At 54.5% G+C, this 17,345-nt stretch carries 15 protein-coding genes; 6 read left to right on the top strand and 9 right to left on the bottom strand.

Annotated elements, in window-relative coordinates; all coding sequences use genetic code 11:
• Positions 1–46 precede the first annotated feature (46 nt).
• The 5 genes from M3A44_05465 to M3A44_05445 all read left to right on the top strand — a co-directional run bounded on the left by M3A44_05465 (position 47) and on the right by M3A44_05445 (position 5,144).
• A complete protein-coding gene (locus M3A44_05465; protein ID MEQ6341103.1) occupies positions 47–619 on the top strand; it encodes an ANTAR domain-containing protein in 573 nt (190 codons plus the stop codon).
• Between the two features lie 160 nt (positions 620–779).
• Positions 780–2,078 carry an ABC transporter substrate-binding protein gene (locus tag M3A44_05460; protein MEQ6341102.1) on the top strand — a complete coding sequence of 433 codons (1,299 nt, stop codon included), beginning with the start codon at positions 780–782 and terminating at the stop codon, positions 2,076–2,078.
• An 11-nt stretch (positions 2,079–2,089) separates the two neighbouring features.
• Positions 2,090–3,007 (top strand): nitrate ABC transporter permease, encoded by a 918-nt coding sequence (ntrB, locus tag M3A44_05455; protein ID MEQ6341101.1) that lies wholly within the window; start codon positions 2,090–2,092, stop codon positions 3,005–3,007.
• Between the two features lie 27 nt (positions 3,008–3,034).
• Positions 3,035–3,826 (top strand): ABC transporter ATP-binding protein, encoded by a 792-nt coding sequence (locus M3A44_05450; GenBank protein ID MEQ6341100.1) that lies wholly within the window; start codon positions 3,035–3,037, stop codon positions 3,824–3,826.
• Between the two features lie 40 nt (positions 3,827–3,866).
• A complete protein-coding gene (locus tag M3A44_05445) occupies positions 3,867–5,144 on the top strand; it encodes an alginate export family protein (protein MEQ6341099.1) in 1,278 nt (425 codons plus the stop codon).
• A gap of 77 nt (positions 5,145–5,221) precedes the next feature.
• Here M3A44_05445 and M3A44_05440 read toward each other — a convergent pair whose 3' ends face one another.
• From M3A44_05440 to M3A44_05420, 5 genes are all read right to left on the bottom strand, one after another.
• The gene (locus tag M3A44_05440; GenBank protein ID MEQ6341098.1) at positions 5,222–5,950 is read right to left on the bottom strand and encodes a phosphoribosylaminoimidazolesuccinocarboxamide synthase; all 729 of its coding nucleotides are present in this window, start codon (positions 5,948–5,950) and stop codon (positions 5,222–5,224) included.
• Positions 5,951–5,990: 40 nt separating this feature from the next.
• On the bottom strand, positions 5,991–6,752 hold the full coding sequence (locus tag M3A44_05435; GenBank protein MEQ6341097.1) for an MBL fold metallo-hydrolase: 762 nt from the start codon (positions 6,750–6,752) through the stop codon (positions 5,991–5,993).
• A gap of 5 nt (positions 6,753–6,757) precedes the next feature.
• The gene (bamC, locus tag M3A44_05430) at positions 6,758–7,894 is read right to left on the bottom strand and encodes an outer membrane protein assembly factor BamC (GenBank protein ID MEQ6341096.1); all 1,137 of its coding nucleotides are present in this window, start codon (positions 7,892–7,894) and stop codon (positions 6,758–6,760) included.
• Positions 7,895–7,959: 65 nt separating this feature from the next.
• Positions 7,960–8,835: a 4-hydroxy-tetrahydrodipicolinate synthase gene (gene dapA / locus M3A44_05425; protein ID MEQ6341095.1), complete on the bottom strand. Its 876-nt coding sequence runs from the start codon at positions 8,833–8,835 to the stop codon at positions 7,960–7,962.
• An 80-nt stretch (positions 8,836–8,915) separates the two neighbouring features.
• Positions 8,916–10,499 (bottom strand): AAA family ATPase, encoded by a 1,584-nt coding sequence (locus M3A44_05420; GenBank protein MEQ6341094.1) that lies wholly within the window; start codon positions 10,497–10,499, stop codon positions 8,916–8,918.
• 641 nt (positions 10,500–11,140) lie between these two features.
• On the opposite strand from M3A44_05420, the gene M3A44_05415 reads away from it, so the two are divergent.
• Complete coding sequence (locus M3A44_05415; protein MEQ6341093.1) at positions 11,141–12,859, top strand: aminotransferase class V-fold PLP-dependent enzyme; 1,719 nt, start codon at positions 11,141–11,143, stop codon at positions 12,857–12,859.
• A 187-nt stretch (positions 12,860–13,046) separates the two neighbouring features.
• On the opposite strand, the gene M3A44_05410 is transcribed toward M3A44_05415, so the two are convergent.
• From M3A44_05410 to M3A44_05395, 4 genes are all read right to left on the bottom strand, one after another.
• Positions 13,047–13,970, bottom strand: a complete 924-nt coding sequence (locus M3A44_05410; protein MEQ6341092.1) for a PEP-CTERM sorting domain-containing protein — start codon at positions 13,968–13,970, stop codon at positions 13,047–13,049.
• Between the two features lie 778 nt (positions 13,971–14,748).
• Positions 14,749–15,165 (bottom strand): hypothetical protein, encoded by a 417-nt coding sequence (locus M3A44_05405; protein ID MEQ6341091.1) that lies wholly within the window; start codon positions 15,163–15,165, stop codon positions 14,749–14,751.
• A 57-nt stretch (positions 15,166–15,222) separates the two neighbouring features.
• The gene (locus tag M3A44_05400) at positions 15,223–16,905 is read right to left on the bottom strand and encodes an AarF/ABC1/UbiB kinase family protein (GenBank protein MEQ6341090.1); all 1,683 of its coding nucleotides are present in this window, start codon (positions 16,903–16,905) and stop codon (positions 15,223–15,225) included.
• 30 nt (positions 16,906–16,935) lie between these two features.
• Positions 16,936–17,334: a DUF302 domain-containing protein gene (locus tag M3A44_05395; GenBank protein MEQ6341089.1), complete on the bottom strand. Its 399-nt coding sequence runs from the start codon at positions 17,332–17,334 to the stop codon at positions 16,936–16,938.
• Positions 17,335–17,345 lie beyond the last annotated feature (11 nt).

Genomic DNA, 17,345 nt, shown 5'->3' with positions numbered 1-17,345 from the left:
TTAGGTTCGATTGAATTTCACGGATTAATGCGGGACATGCATCAAAATGCGCATCATGCTAGTAGATGAAGACCCGCAACGAAACGCTTTGCTTCTTCAGGCATTCAAGGAGGCCGGGCATAGCGTTGTCGCGCAAGTTGATCCCGGTGATAACCTGTATGTGCGTGTCCGGGAATTACAACCCGATGTGGTTATTATAGATACGGAATCACCGGATCGAGATACTTTAGAGCATATATGTGTGATCAGCCGTGATCAGCCACGGCCTATAGTGATGTTTACGCACGATGGCGATAGTGAAAAAATTCGTGCCGCAGTGAAGGCAGGCGTAAGTGCCTATGTGGTAGGCGGACTCAGCATCGAACGCATAAAACCCATTATTGATGTTGCGATGGCCAGATTTGACGAGCATCAAGCGCTCAAGCGCGATCTGGAAAGGACGACTGAAACCCTGGCGGAGCGCAAGCACATAGAGCGTGCCAAAGGGGTGGTGATGAAGCAACGCAAATGCACGGAAGATGAGGCTTTTCGCTTGCTGCGCAAGATGGCGATGGATCGTAACATGCGTTTGATCGACGTGGCCAACAGCATTAATACGGTTTCGGATATTTTGGCATAACACTTTTTAAAGTGATTTTACCCAATGGCGGGTTGATATCACAAACATAGGGCAAGCCAACGGCGGTTTGCCGCGCGGACAACGGCGTCCATTCGCACAGGAAATATTCCTGTGCGAATGGACGCTTTTTTTGTGCCTTTGAAAATGGGAGAGAGTGAAGATGATTGATGATAATGAATCAAAGAAAAACAACGGCGTTATTAAAAAAGATGGAATTTCGCGCCGCGATTTTCTCAAAACAGGAGGTATGGCATTGGGTGGTTTTGCCCTAATGAACATGGTCTCACCCGGCATTCGTGCTGGTGCATGGGCGGCGGGCTCCGATGCGCCGGAAAAAAAATCACTCAAAATTGGTTTTATTCCGCTAACGGACTGCGCCAGCGTAGTGATGGCCGAGGAACTGGGACTTTATAAGAAGTATGGTCTGGAGGTAACCGTTTCAAAAGAAGCGAGCTGGGCTGGGGTACGCGACAAGATGGTAAATGGAGAGCTTGACGCAGCACATGTTTTATACGGCTTGATGTATGGCGTACAAATGGGTATCGGCGGCCAGCAAAAGGACATGGCTGTGTTGATGTGTCTGAATAACAACGGGCAGGCCATTACCTTATCGAATCAGTCCAAGGCCAAGGGCGTGGTCGATGGCGCATCGCTGAAGAAGCTGATTGATAAGATCGAGGGTGAAAAACGCGAATATACCTTCGCCCAGACCTTCCCGACAGGGACGCATGCGATGTGGCTTTATTACTGGCTGGCGTCCTATGGCATACATCCGCTGACCGACGTAAAAACCATCACCGTGCCACCGCCGCAAATGGTTGCCAATATGCGCATCGGAAATATGGATGGCTATTGCGTGGGTGAGCCGTGGAACGCGCGGGCCATTTACGACAAGGTTGGTTTTACGGCGGCAACCACCCAGGATATCTGGAAAGATCATCCGGAAAAAGTACTGGGTACTACCCTCGAATTTACACAGAAATATCCCAACACCACACGCGCCATGCTGATGGCGGTGCTGGAGGCGTCGAAATATATCGACACCCTTGCCAACCGGCCCGGTGTAGCCAAGACCATCTCCAGCAAGTCGTATGTGAATGCGCCGGAAGAGGTTATCGAGGGCCGTTTTCTCGGCGACTACGACAATGGTATGGGCAGGAAGTGGAAGGATCCCGATTACATGAAGTTCTACAACGATGGTGCGGTCAATTTCCCCTATCTGTCGGATGGCATGTGGTTTTTGACACAGCATAAACGCTGGAAATTGCTCAAAGACGATCCGGATTATCTGGCTGTCGCAAAAAAGGTAAACCAGATCGACCTCTACAAAGAGGCCGCAGCCCAGGTGAAGGTGCCGGTGCCAAAAGATGTGATGCGCGTCAGCAAGCTGATTGATGGCGTTGTATGGGATGGCAAGGATCCGAAGAAGTATGCCAACAGTTTCAAGATCAAGGTATGAGGTAGAGCACCATGACTGTAGTAAGCATCAAGCAGGTTCGAACAGGTGAGGCTTTGTCTCCCGCCGCTGGGGAGATTGCGGCGCAGAAGGCAACACATGAGCCTGTGGCTACGGAAAAGCCCGTAGTCGCGGAGGTCAAATCTAATTTGATAAATATCAAGGCAGGGTTGGAGTTTTTTGTAAAGCGTATCCTGCCGCCGATACTCGGAGTGATGCTGTTCATGATGCTCTGGGAGTTAATCGCGCAGCGCAGTGAAAACCTTCCTGGCCCTATCAAGACCTGGGCCTCGGCAGTTGAGTTGTTCAGCGATCCATTCTATGACAATGGTCCGAATGACAAGGGGATCGGCTGGAATATTCTAAATTCCCTGGAGCGTGTCGGTATGGGCTTTGGCTTGGCGGCATTGATTGGTATTCCGCTGGGTTTCATGATCGGGCGTTTCGCCTTTTTCAGTGGCATGGCGTCTCCCATTATCAGCTTGCTGCGTCCAGTATCTCCGTTGGCGTGGCTACCTATCGGTCTGCTGGTGTTTAAAGAAGCGCAGCCCGCTGCCATTTGGGTGATTTTCATCTCCAGCATCTGGCCGATGATCATCAATACCGCAGTGGGTGTGAGCAAGGTTCCACAAGACTACATGAACGTGGCGCGTGTTCTGAATCTGTCAGAGTGGAAGATCTTCACCAAGATCCTATTTCCTGCAGTATTGCCGTACATGATGACCGGCGTCCGTCTGGCGATAGGTGTGGCCTGGCTGGTGATTGTCGCGGCGGAGATGCTGACCGGCGGCGTGGGGATAGGCTTCTGGGTGTGGGACGAATGGAACAACCTCAATGTCGAGCACATCATCATAGCCATTTTCGTGGTTGGCATCATAGGTTTGCTTCTTGAGCAGGCGCTTTTGCTTGTAGCAAAACGGTTTGAATATTGATCCTTTGTAATATTAGGAAACCTAATCATGAATAAATATGTTCAGGTAGAAAAAGTGCAAATGGCTTTTGAAACAAAAAAAGGAAAATTCGTTGCACTAAAGGATGTCGATTTGGGTGTTGATCAGGGTGAGTTCATTTCCATCATTGGGCATTCAGGTTGCGGAAAATCAACATTGCTTAACCTGGTGGCAGGATTGATAGATGCCACCGGCGGGGCCTTGTTTTGCGCAGGCCGTGAGATTGCAGGTCCCGGCCCGGATCGTGCCGTGGTATTTCAAAATCATTCTTTGCTTCCTTGGCTGACCTGTTTTGACAATGTCCATCTTGCAGTGGAGCGCGTGTTTGGCCGTAAGGAGGATAAGGCGAGCCTGAAGAAACGCACAAAGGAGGCATTGGAGTTGGTTGGCCTGGGGCACGCCATGTATAAGCTGCCGCATGAGATCTCGGGTGGCATGAAACAGCGTGTCGGCATTGCACGGGCGCTCTCCATGCAGCCCAAGGTGTTGCTGCTTGATGAGCCTTTTGGTGCGCTGGATGCGCTTACGCGTGCCCATCTCCAGGATGAGCTGATGCGTATTGTCGCGGCATTGGGTAGCACAGCCATTATGGTGACGCATGACGTGGATGAGGCGGTGCTGTTATCCGACCGCATCGTCATGATGACTAACGGCCCGGCGGCAACGATAGGCGAGATATTGGAGGTCAATCTCCCGCGTCCGCGCGATCGCCTGTCGTTGGCCGAGGACGCGCGTTATGTTCACCTGCGCGGTGAGGTGTTGAAGTTCTTGTATGCTCGGCACAAGAAAGAAGCGGCTTGATTATTTTTTAAATTATTAGTTATAACCTGGGGTATAAATCATGAAAAAAGGTATTTCCAACACGCTGTTTAATCCTTCTCTTTTCGTCGCTCTGACAGTTGGAGGTATGGCCGCATCCATGCCGGTGGCTTATGCCGCAGATACGCTGGTCGAGGCGCTAAGCACTGGCAAGGTTTCCGGGCAACTCCGTTATCGTTATGAATGGGTGGATGATGCGACCAAGACCGAACAGGCGGGAGCGTCGACACTGCGCACGCGGCTAGGCTATATGACGGGCGATTACCTGAATTTGGCGGGGTTCATACAACTTCAGGATGTGCGTGTGGTAGGCAGTGAACACTATAACAGCACGGTAAACGGCCGGACACAATACCCGACTGTTGCTGATCCCGAGAGTGCGCAGGTGCAGCAGGCCTTTTTAAGCTATAAAGGATTGCCTGACACCGTTTTCAAGTATGGCCGCCAAGGTATCAATCTCGATAATCAGCGTTTCATCGGCACGGTGGAGTGGCGCCAGAATGCTCAAGCCTTTGATGCCTTCACGGTAACCAATAATTCGCTGCCGGATACCACGATATTTTATGGGCATGTCATGAATGTCAGGCGCATTTTCGGGGAAAACAGTCCGCAGCGTGATCTTAATATGTCGAGTGAACTGCTGAATATTGCCTATAAGGGATTTGCACCGGTATCAATCGTGGGCTATGGCTATTTTCTGGATTACGACAAGGTACAGACCATTTCCAACACGCTATCCAACAAAACCCTCGGATTGCGGTTTGATGGCGGCTACAAGCCTGAGTCAATGGGAGTGAAATTTTTATACACTGCGGAATATGCCAAACAAAGCAAGTACGCGGGTGGTGCGAGCACGGTGGACGGTGATTACACCAACCTGATGGCGGGTGTCGATGTCAGCGATGTGCAGGTCAAACTTGGTCACGAAGTGTTGAGCGGTAACGGCACCTACGGGTTTGCTACTCCCTTGGCCACGCTGCATGCCTTTAACGGTTGGGCGGACAAGTTTCTGGCCACACCAAACGATGGGATTAAAGATACCTTCCTGAGCGCCGGCACAATTCTCGGCGGCGTCAACCTGACGGCTGTTTATCGCAAGTATTCTTCCGATAATCTTGGTTACGACTATGGCTCCGAATGGAATCTGCAGGCGGCGAAGAAGATCAACAAGTCATTAGTGCTTACCGCCAAATATGCCGCCTATAGCGCTGATGCCAACGCAACCAATGTGGCGCGCAACACGTCAACCCTGGCCAAAGACATCGACAAGTTTTGGCTGATGGCGGATGTGCAGTTTTGATTTGTTAGTGGGGTGGCTGTAGGAGCGGGTTCGCGAAGGGGCCGCTCCTACAGCGGATGTTACGAAATGCGGGGTGGTTACGGGTGTGGCAATGATGTCAAATCCACGCCCAACCGCCGGGCGACTTCTTCGTAGGCTTCGATGACATTGCCCAGATCCTGGCGGAAGCGGTCCTTGTCGAGTTTTTTGCGAGTTGCGGCGTCCCACAAGCGGCAGCCGTCGGGGCTGAATTCGTCGCCTAGCACTATCTCGCCATGAAAACGGCCGAATTCCAGCTTGTAATCCACCAGCAGAATGTCCGCTTCCAGAAAGATAGTTTTGAGGACATAGTTGGCGCGGAAGGTAAGGTCTTTCATGCGCTCGACTTCAGCATCCGTTGCCCAGTTGAAGGCTCTGATATGGTATTCGTTGATCATCGGGTCATGCAGGGCGTCGTTTTTGAGGAAGAATTCGAGCGTTGCTGGTGACAGTTCTGTGCCTTCGGGGATGCCCAGCCGCTTGCAAAGGCTCCCTGCGGCGATGTTGCGCACAACGCATTCGATGGGGATCATCTCCATCTTTTTGACCAGGGATTCGTTGTCGGACAGCAGGCAATCGAAATGCGTGGGCACACCCGCTTCCGCCAGTTTGCCCATGATAAAGGCATTGAATTTGTTGTTGACCATGCCCTTGCGCGCCAGTTGGACGATTTTCTGTCCATCAAAGGCTGATGTGTCATCACGAAAGTGCATGATCACTCGATCCGCGTCATCGGTGGCATAAACTGTTTTGGCTTTGCCGGAATAGAGTTCAGCTAGTTTTTGCATTGCACGTTCTCACAAATTTGAAAAAATACAGGTTTGGAATTCACAAAATCTCGCGCCACGCCAGACCTTTGTCCTGTTCCGCGATGGCTATCCAGTCCGGTTCGCAACCCATCACTTTCGAGAGTGCCGCGCGCGCCAGGTCGGGCGTATTATTTTTTGCGCTCAGGTGCGCTGCTACCAGGTGTTGTAGCCGCGAGCAATCCAGTTGCGCCAGCAACTCTGCGGCTTGTATATTGCTCAGATGCCCATAGGGGCCGCCGACGCGCTGCTTCAGTTTTTTTGAGTATTCGCCATTCGCAAGCATATCTACGTCGTAATTGCTTTCCAGCATCAGTGCGTCGCAGCCGGTCAACTGTTGCTCGATGTGCGGCATGCTGCGGCCGATATCCGTCAACATGCCAAGACGGCGCGCACCGTCGCTAAAGACGAAGTGCGTAGGTTCGCGCGCGTCATGCGGTACGAGAAAGGGTTGCACCTGCAGGTCGCCTATTTCAAAGGGTTTATAGCTGCTGAAACGGTGCAATCCCGGCAGGTTGCGCAGCCACTTATGTTGGGCGGTTCCGGCGGTGGCCCATACCTGCAATCCGTATTTCTTGACCAGGGGACCCACGCCGCTCACGTGGTCACCGTGTTCGTGGGTGATCACTATGGCGCTGATGTTCTCGGGCCGTCTGCCTAGCCGTGCCAGGCGCTGCTCTGTTTCTGCGACGGAAAAGCCGCAGTCGACAAGGATGCACGTGCCGCCCTTTTCCACCAGGGCGCCGTTGCCCTGGCTGCCGCTACCGAGGGATGCGAAACGCACGAACCTTATTTCAGTTGTTCATGCAGCAGCGTCAGGAGGCGCTGCGCCATGGGCGAGTTGTCGCGGCCGCCTGCCATGTCCAGCGCGATAATGCGCGTTTCCTTGTCCCCCTGGCTTACCAGATTGATCTGATATGAAACGCCTGTTTTTTTGTCGTCCGAGTCCGAGGAGAACAGCTTGGAGAAGAGTCCCTGCTTTTCTCCGTCCTGGGCAACAGTGCCACTGAAACGCACCTGATAGATGCCTTTGGCGCGGTCCTGGTCTTCTACCTTGAGACCCATATGATCGAGTGCTTGGCCGGTGCGGCGCCAGGCGTTGGCGTATTCCTCTTGCAGGGTCAGTGTGAGTTGGCCCTGCGTGTCGTTGGCCAGGGTGGCGCGCGGCGCGGGTTGGCCGGTCAGCTCGTTTTTGATCTCTTGGGCCTTGGTTTCACCCGTGCCTAAATTCAGCGCCAGGCGCTTGAGCATCTCGGCCTCCAGTTCAGGGTCGGACGGGCGGGGCAGCCAGTTCACCGAGTCGCCTTTTACTACCTGCACCATGCCACGGTGACTCAGGTAGAGTTCGGTAGTGCCGGGTGTCGCGCCGGACTCCAGGCGCACGCGGAACGTGTCGCGCGTGGAAGATGAATGCAGAAAATCAAGCGACTTGCGCAAGAAGGAACTCGGTCCGCCTTTTCCGGTGCCGGGGCGGTTTTCCACCCAGTCGGTGTCCAGGATGCCCAGGCGCGGTTCTTCTTTTGTTATGGCAAAACCGCTTTCCGCCAGGAAACTGCGCACTTTCGGCCATAGCTGGGCAGGGTCTTCCTTGATGACCAGCCAGCGCAGGCTGCCGTCACGCTCGACACGGATATTGCCCGACGTTGGAGCGAGCAGCTTGTCTGCACGTGTTTCTTGAGGCGCGATGGGCGCACTGTTCAATGGAGAAGGCGGAGAAGGCGCCGCTATGCCACCTGATGTGCGGCCCGGGATGATGGCGTTGTCATCTATCGCCGGAGCAATAAGGTCCGGTGGTACTTCCAGAGAAGGTAGCGATGTGCTCTTTTTGTATTCGGCTTCCTTGCTGGAAACCATGCTGCATGCTGAAATTGCCACGACACACGATGCAATTGCACCAGCCCTGAGCACGCGATGGATAAACGGCATATTTTCGGTGATCCTGTGGTTTTTGCTGCGGAGGGTATTCCCTTGCCGATTCCTGATGCCGAAAATTATAGCACGCCGGCTTCGCGCAAGGCGGCTCTGACGGTGTTATGGTGGCGTTCCGAGAGCACAGTCAATGGCAGGCGGATGCCGGGTGGTATCAGCCCCATTTCATACAATGCCCATTTCACGGGAATGGGGTTGGACTCGACGAACAAATCCCGGTGCAGGGCCATGAGACGGTGGTTGATGGCGTGTGCCTGTTCACGGTCGCCCCGAAGCGCGGCGGCGCACATTTCGTGCATGGCCCGGGGCGCCACGTTGGCCGTCACCGAGATGTCGCCCTTGGCTCCCATTAATATCAGCTCCATGGCGGTGGCATCGTCGCCCGAGTAGAGGTCAAGGCGGCCGCCGCAGCGCTCAAGAATCTCCCGCCCGCGTTCCAGATTGCCAGTTGCCTCCTTGATGCCGACGATGTTGGAAATGCTGGATAGGCGCTCCACCGTCTCCGGCAGCATGTCACATGCGGTGCGTCCCGGTACATTATAGAGTATTTGCGGGATGGGCACGGCGCCGGCAATCGCCTTGTGGTGCAGATAAAGTCCCTCTTGGGTGGGCTTGTTGTAATACGGGGTCACCAGCAGGCAGGCGTCGGCCCCGGCTTCCATCGCGCAACGTGTCAGTTCGATGGCCTCGCGGGTGCAATTGGCACCGGTGCCGGCGATTACCGGTATGCGCCCGCGCACCCGGTCAACTATCTCGCGCAGCAGGTCACTATGCTCTTTCATGTCGAGCGTGGCTGATTCGCCCGTCGTGCCGACTGCGACGATGGCGTCAGTACCGTTCTCGACGTGAAATTCGATGAGACTGGCCAAGCTGTTGTGATCCAGCGAGCCGTCCGCGTGCATGGGGGTGACCAAGGCCACCATACTACCGTGAAACATGGGAAATCTCCGCGACTGCAAAAGATGTCATAGTACTTGCGACACAATGCGATGACAAGGTTGGGGTTTTTGTACGGTTCTCAGTGGCTTATTTTACCCCGGATTTCAATAAACTCCCGGATTTTTTCCGGCTCGGGCGGATGTTCGCTGTGAATACTCAGCGCATGGGCCGATTCTTCCGGCGTAATGGGTTCGAAAGTGGCGAGTTGGTGTTCGAACACCTTGATATCCGCCTCCGATGCGTCATGGCCTTCTTGCGCCCGCTGGGTGATGCGCGCGCGCAGCACGGCTTCGGGCGCGTGGTAGTTGAGGATTACCAAGGGTACGCCTAAGTGCGCGGCGAGCTCGTGAAACATGTCGCGTTGCGCGCGTTTGAGAAAGGCGGCGTCGATAATCGCCGGATAGCCGGATTCGATGATGGTGCGCGCCAGGCCGGCGAGGTATTGATAGGTGCGGTGGCTGGTATCGGCTGTGTACAGGCTGGTGCCGATGCCGGCAGCCGTGCGCGCTTCCGGGTTAAGGCCGAACAGGCGTTTGCGCTCCACATCAGAACGCACGCGGATGGCGCCCAATGTTTCGAGCAGCCGCTGGGTATGGGTAGTCTTGCCGGAGCCGGACGGGCCGTGGGTGATGATTAGCGGCGTCGCACGGGGTTGCGTGTAGCTTTCGGCCAAACCAGCATAGCGCTGGTATTGCAGGCGGGCAGCGCGTCTTTCCTCTTCGCTCAGACTGGCTTGCCCGAGCCGGATGCATGCCACCTTGGCGCGGACCAGGGCGCGGTAGACCAGATAGTAGCGCAGCAGGTGCAACCCCGGGTAATCGCCGTTGGCGGCGAGATAGGCATTGAGGAAGCGCCACCCCAGCGTGCTCGCGCCGCGGTTGTCGAGGTCCATCATCAGAAAGGCCGCCTCGCTCATCACATCTATCCAGCGCAGGTTTTCGTTGAATTCCAGGCAATCGAAGATGGTTATCTGGTCATCCAGCAACGCCATATTGGCCAGGTGCATGTCGCCGTGGCATTCACGGATAAAGCCGTCCGCCTTGCGCTGCTGCAACAAGGGCAGAAGGCGGGTATTTTCGGTCTCGCTCCAGGTGTGTAGGCGTTCGAGTTGTTCAATGCTGGCGGGTTCGGTGAGATGTGGCCGTATATGTAAGAAATTTTCCTCCACCGGCTGATAGACATTCGTGGGGCTACCGTAGGGGGTGTCTTGTCCGGCAATGGCAATGCGTTGATGGAATCCGGCAATGAGTTGCGCAAGGCTGTCGATATGTACGGGCCGGAGTCCGCCGTGGGTCATGACACGGTCGAGCTGCGCCTCTTGCGGGAACTGCGCCATTTTGACCGCATACTCGAAGGGTGGCCCCGCGCCATTTAAGGCGGGCTTGGCAGGGCTGCCCGTGATAGCGGCAAGCCCGATATAAAGCTGCGGTGCGAGGCGCCGGTTGAGACGCAGCTCCTCTTCGCAGTAATAGCGGCGTTTTTCCAGAGTGGAGAAGTCGAGGAATCCCAGGTCTACCGGCTTTTTAATCTTATAGGCATAGGGGCCGGTCAGTATTACCCAGGAGATGTGCGTTTCGATGACCTCGAAACATTGTGCCGGATGGTCATATAGTGCTGGGTTTTGCAGTGAGCGGATCAGAGGGGCGTTTTGGCTGGCATTCATGGGCGGTTCTGTCTCCGGACTCATGTGGGTTGTGGCGCGACGCTGCATGCCTTTGTACACAAAAGCGGCCGAAACTAATAATACCATCCCCAACCATGCTGCAAATACGAGAGGGTGCTCTTCGATAAGTTGATGAATCTGTGAGATGAAGGAAGGCACTTAATAGGTGGTTATTTCGGTTCCTTGGTGCCAGCTTTTGCCACCCTTTCCGCCCCCCTAAAAATGTTGCACTTGGTTTTTGAGCGCGCCCCTCATAAAAACGCCGCGCGATTCGGAATATCGTCGAGAAGGATTGGGAAAAGGTCTGGCGGCCCGGATGCTGCCAGGCATCGGTGCGGCCGAACACCTGGTGCCACATCTGCTGTGTTATGGCACAAACCGCGTACTTTTTGTGCCCTTTGGCTTATGAGCCAGCCTCCCTAAAGTTTCTCCCACTAATGCCAATAACACCTCTAATCCCGCCTGTTGAAAGACGACCTGGTTTCTGGGCGCGCCTTTATTGACCTTGTTATTTATAGTGATAATGTTGGATAATAATTTATAAATACCCTGGATGGTTAAAGCAGGTAAGGAAGTGTGAGTTCCTGGGCGGAGTCCTTAGGGGGCTTCCTCACTGCCATATGCAAGGAGTTATCGATTCGATGAATATTCCCCCGCTGGATTTTGCTTTTCTGCGCACGCAGGTTGTGGGGATAGACGCCCCCTTCCAGACCCCCTTTGGCGAGCGCCTGATGGTGTATTGCGACTACACCGCCTCCGGCCGCAGCCTCCACTTCATAGAAAACTACCTGATACAGCTGCAGCGCAGCTACGCCAACACGCACACTGAGGATGACATCACTGGGCGGCGCATGACGCAACGCCTGCACGAGGCGGAGCAGATCATCAAGGATGCGGTCAATGCGGGGCCGCAGGGCCGTATCATCGCCTGCGGCACCGGTTCTACCGGCGCCATCGACAAGTTCCAGCAACTGGTGGGAATAGCCTGTCCGCCTGCCACCCGTCAGATGTTGTTTGGCATTCTCGGGGACTGGCTCGGCGCCGATGAAGTGGATGCCGTTACCTATTTTGTGAAGGCGTGCTCCCCCGTGGTCTTCGTAGGCCCCTACGAACATCACTCCAATGAGGTCACCTGGCGCGAGGGTCTGGCTACGGTGGTGAAGGTTCAGATGGCTGCCGATGGCAGTATCGATCTTGCGCATCTGGAGGCGCTGCTGCAAGAGCCTGCCTACCAGGGCCGGCTGCGTATCGGCTCATTTTCCGCCGCCTCTAATGTCACGGGTATGATCTCGTCTGTACACGAGATTGCGCGCCTGCTGCATCGCCACGGCGCTTTGGCCTGCTTCGACTTCGCGGCGAGCGGACCCTATGTGGATATCGATATGAACCCGCCTCATGGCCCCGATGGCGGCGATCCGTCTCTGGATGCGGTTTTTATCTCGCCCCACAAGTTCCTGGGCGGTCCCGGTTCGAGTGGTGTGCTGATATTCAACGAGCGGATCTATCAGCGCCACCTGGCACCCAGCGTCGGAGGCGGCGGGACGGTGGACTACGTGGGCTATGAGGAGCATGACTTCACTCAGGATATTGAACAACGCGAGAAGGCCGGCACCCCAGGCGCCCTGCAGACCATGAAGGCAGCGCTGGCCTTTCAGGTGAAGCAGGCCGTGACAGTGGAGCGGATCGAAGTCCGCGAGCAAGCGCTGCTTCAGCGTGCCTGCGTAAAATGGAAGGTCAACCCCAACATCGAGATTCTCGGCAATCCGGACCCGGCGCGCCGCCTGGCGATTGTTTCCTTTAACGTCAGAGACGGGGAGGGCCGTTACCTGCATCCCAAACTGGTCACCACGCTACTCAACGACCTTTTTGGCATCCAGTCGCGCGCCGGCTGCTCCTGTGCCGGGCCTTACGGGCATCGCCTGCTGGATATCGACAGCGAGACCTCGGAGCGCTACCGGCAATCGGTACGCGAGGGTTATTTTGGCATCAAGCCAGGCTGGTGCCGATTGGGCTTCCACTACGTGATGGACGACCTGGAGGCCGAGTATGTGATCGATGCCGTGGATTTTATCGGGCAGCATGGCCATCTGTTTACCTCGCTGTACGCGTTTGACCTGCGCAGCGGCGCATGGATACATGAACGCGACCCCGGCATGCAGGAACAGTTTTCCCTGAACGACGCCCTGCGGGCGGTGCCGCAGGGCAGCTCCGCGCTGGCTGCCGATGTCAGGCGTAGTCTCTATGCCCGCCATCTGCAAGAGGCGCATCAGTGGATCTGGCGGCTGAAGCAGAATGCCCCCAAGGCGAAAGCAGTGCTGGAGGGGGATCTCGCGGCGCTGCAGTTTTTTTGCATGCCGTAAGGTTATGTAGGGTGCGTCCTACGCACCAATGATTGTGGTGCGTAGGACGCACCCTACGACTCCACTATAGAAATGGAGTCAGAGCAGGTATTGTCTTGGTGCGAAAGATCTGGGTAGGGTGCCGGCACAAAAAAACCGGGGGCGGTTTCCCGCCCCCGGCTGAAAGAACCCGATGATTGGGTTGTTATTATGCCTTGGCGGCAGTGCGCCGACGTGCGGCAACCGCAAGTCCCGCCAAACCACCGCCTAACAGAAATACTGTGCCGGGTTCGGGGACTTGTTTTATGCTTTCCCTTTCGCCCATCCGGATGTCGATGTTGTAGGTGCCAGCGGCCAAAGTGAAAGCATCGTTGTAGGAGTTATAGGCGCCGCCGATGCCATCACCTGTGGGGTCCCATTCAGACACCTGGCCCGCTACCAGCGAGGAGATGCCATGATTGAGATCCCCTGGTACGTATTCATGTATAACATTGCCCACGAGATCGGAAATTGTTATATTAAAGTCCAGGCCAGCCAGGGCGAACGAACCGGGCAAGCTGCTCGGGAGAAGCACCGTATTCATGTAAGCGTCTGCTTCGAAAGCGATCACTATGTCGGTACTTTGCCCAAGCGTAAACTGACCGCTCAGCAAGTTGTTGGCGAACGCGGTCGAGGTGATGGTGGCGGCAACGGGATCAGGGATCCAGCCTTCAGCGATATTTATCGCCCGGCCGCCGGGTGGCGTCAATACGTCTGGGTTTATGATCCAGGCGTCGCTTCGGTCATAACCAAGTGGGGCCATGCCCAACGGCGCGAAGGTATTTTCCGGAGGGCGCTGCGGCTGCGCCGCCATGGTGCCTGTGGTGTATGACTGAAGCGCGTCCAGAGGATCCGTGTGGGCTTCTTCGCCAGGGAGGCCAGGGCCGCCAGGGGGAATGTGCAATGCCGCAGTGTTGGACGTGGTTGCCACAGAGTTAAACCCAGGGATGCCGGTGATAAGGAAGTTTCTGACGTCATCATAGGCGAGCGCATAGGCACCTGCACTGGCATTCCCCACCATCCCCATTCCCAATACCACCGAGGCGGTGGCGGCCACAAGCAACTTTTTGTTGAAGCATCTTAAAGTGTTCATAAAAAACCCTCCTTTGGGTCGTCCGTACCATCTACTTCTGTTGTGAAAATCCGTTACACATTCCTTGATACATGGGTTTTTATTGTTGTTGCATATAACTATGCACAACCTGAGCCATATTTATTATTAATTAAAAAATCAATATGTTAGTAAAAATTGTCAAAAATTTTGAAAAAAAATCGTGAGGATTGTAAATTTTACCGACAGTTTATAGGGTATTTGGGAGCCAAAAAATGAAAGGTTCTACAGAAATTCTTCTATTAGCAGAGGGTGAGAAAGGATTGTTTTGTGAAATAATAATTTCAACATATTGATTTAAATATACAACATACAGAATAAGTTGCCCCGGGATTTTCCATTTAAAGGGAGATTGCGGGGTGTAAATATTTCCGACAGTTTATGTGGTTTTTGAGGGCCAAGAAAAGAAATATTCTGAAGAAGTTATTGATGGCGAAGCGGTGTGAAAGGATTTTTTGGTGGAATATTAAGTTTAAGTTAATGATTTAAATGTAAATATTATATATTCAGTTGCCCCAGAATTTCCCCCTGAAAGGGAGGAGAAATAGGACTTGCGAGGGTGTAAAAATTTCCGACATAAAAATTTTGTCGTGAGCTTGTTAAGAGCGCCCGGCAAAGCAAGTAGAGCAACCGCCGTACTGAGCCGATACGGTGTTCCCGGTTTGTCATCCGGGTTACTTTCTAGAAACCTAATCAGCTTTGGGTTTATATTTGTGAACCTATCTGGAAGCTCCGTCAATCCCGACGAGTTGCTGCCCAATTAGTTGGCACGCTCAACTTCTGATCGGCACGCCTGCCCAGCCAAGCAAGGTACGGCGCTTGTGGCGCAGTCATTGCGCGCATACAATATACGCATACAGAAAACGATAGTGCCGCCGTTGGCCAATTTCAGAAAACCCCAGGAAAGGAAGAGCTTTTGCGCCCACAAAACATCGGGGAGCGCGCGCACCTGATTGATTCTGTGCTCGGGAAACGGCAGGGCAAAATCAAAGGACTGGATGTTCTTTGAGGCAATCCAAATGTCGGCATCGGTATTGCGAATAACAGCGGTGGCATCACCCATCACCACCAGATAGATGCTTGTCTCCATGAGGGTCAGCACAGTGGAGTGGTGATCCCGATCAAGGTTATGATCGGCCTCACCTTCTTGTGAAAGTGTGTTTTGACGGCCAGCCACAGCATATCAGCCGATACCCCAGGTTAAACCTAAAAAAGTTACACCGCTGGCGACAGCTCAGAATTTCCCTGAACGCAGCATCGCCACCACCCACCATAAGCCGAGAAAGCTCGCCACCAGGTATCCGAACAGGCCCAATAACGGGACATCCCCATAATGCGGGCCGACATCTGTACTCATCACTATCGATGAACCCACCACAATGGAGGCGATGATCATGCTCAGGCTCAGGCGGTTGCTGGCACGGTCCAAATGCTGCTCCAGTCCTTCCAGTTGCTCGTGGCGGAGTTTGAGCGCAAAATCGCCCCGCTGTAATTGCTGAACAGCTCTGGCCAGCGTGCGGGGAAATCCGGAGACGGCCATGCGTAATGTGCTTAAGGTGCGGTAGCCTTTTCCTAGAATCTCCGTCCGATTAAAATCCGGCAGCAATTGCCGTCCTATCATGCGCGGCGCGTAGGCCTGCAAGGCGGCGATCATGTCAAAGCGGGGATCAAGAGAGCGCACCACCGACTCCATGGTCATCAACGCCTTTGTGACCAACAACAACTCCCTGAGCACCTGAATATGATGACGACCCATTAAGCGGATGAACTGATACAGGGCTTCGGAGAAGGAAACCTCTTGCGCAGCCACGGCATAATACTCATCCAGGGCTATGCCCAGATCCCTGGCAAAAGCCGCGCGGTCTACGTCCGATGCCCCGCCGCCCATATCCAGATAGATATCCGCCATCCACTCCGCATCACGTGTGACGAGGGCCAGAAAGAGTTGCGCAAGATTGCTCCGATCCCGTTTTGTGAGGTGGCCCACAATGCCGAAGTCGTGAAAGCACAGGCGCCCATCCTCCATGATAAACAGATTTCCCGGATGGGGATCGCCATGAAAAAAGCCATGTTCAAAAAACTGGACAAGATAAACATGCACAAGCAGTTCGGCCAAGCGCTGGCGCGCCAAAGCCTCTGACGGATATTCTGTGCTGATCTTGTGCCCAATGCTCCGTGCCATGGTCAACACCCGTTTGCTGGATAGTTCCCAAAATACCTCTGGCACGATCACCGAGTTCTCATCCTTGAAGTTGTCACGGAAGCGTTCCGCATTGTGGCCCTCGCGGCGGAAGTCCAGTTCGAGCAGGATGGTTTCCGAGAACTCCTCTACCAGGCCGACGGGATCATAACGCCGGCTTTCAGCAACATGCTTATGCAGCAGTCTGGCGATGAAGAAGAGGATTTCCAGATCCGCCTGGATGACCTGCTCGATATCGGGACGTTGCACCTTGACGATGACCTCTGCGCCATCGGGCAACGTTGCGGTGTGTACCTGGGCGATGGAAGCGGCGGCAAGCGGTTCGTTGTCAAACGACGTGAAGAGCTGGGATACGGGTTGCCTGAGATCTTCCTCTATAATCCGCCGCGCCTGCTCCGCAGAAAACTGCGGCACGGTGTCTTGCAGTTTTTGCAATTCGCGGAGCACTTCATCCGGCAGCAGATCGCGCCGCACACTGAGCATCTGCCCGAACTTGATAAACGTCGTGCCGAGCTCCTCCAGCACCAGACGGAAACGCTGGGCGTCGCTCAACACGGTGGATACTTGCTCCACCGTGCCCTTGGGCAGATAGCCTTTCAGGCGCAGGCGTTCTACATAATGGCCCCAGCCCTTCTCTACCATTACATGGAGGATGTGGGCCAGCCGTCGCAAGTCACGGCCAGGAGGATGCACTGGAGTAAACTTCGGTGAGTCCATCTTCGCCGTCCTTACAGCATGTTGTTGCTGTTAAACTGCTTCCAATGCCTCTTGCAACAAGGGGCGCGCTTGCGTTGCAACGGAATCAAGCTGGGGATTTTTGATCATGTCGACCATCGGCTGTGGATCCATGGCCGAAATATGCACCTGTCCCTGGGCATCCTGATAAACAATTACATTGCAAGGCAAGAACAGACCGATCTCAGGTTCCGCGCTGATGGCCTGATGAGCAAGTGGTGGATTGCAGGCTCCCAGGATCACATAGGGCGGCATGTCCGTGCCGAGTTTTTGCTTGAGCGTGGCCGCCACGTCGATGCGCGTGAGTATACCGAAGCCCTTGCCCTTGAGGGTTTCGGTTACACGCGCCTCGGCCTGCTCCACGCTCATGTTGACGATCCTGCCAAAACCGTAGGTGTGCGATTGCAGCATGATGCTTTCTC

The organism is Gammaproteobacteria bacterium (assembly GCA_040183005.1).
In the GTDB taxonomy this organism is placed as follows: Bacteria; Pseudomonadota; Gammaproteobacteria.
Note: the sequence above shows the minus strand (reverse complement) of the source record. Positions and strands in the feature narration are given on the sequence as shown.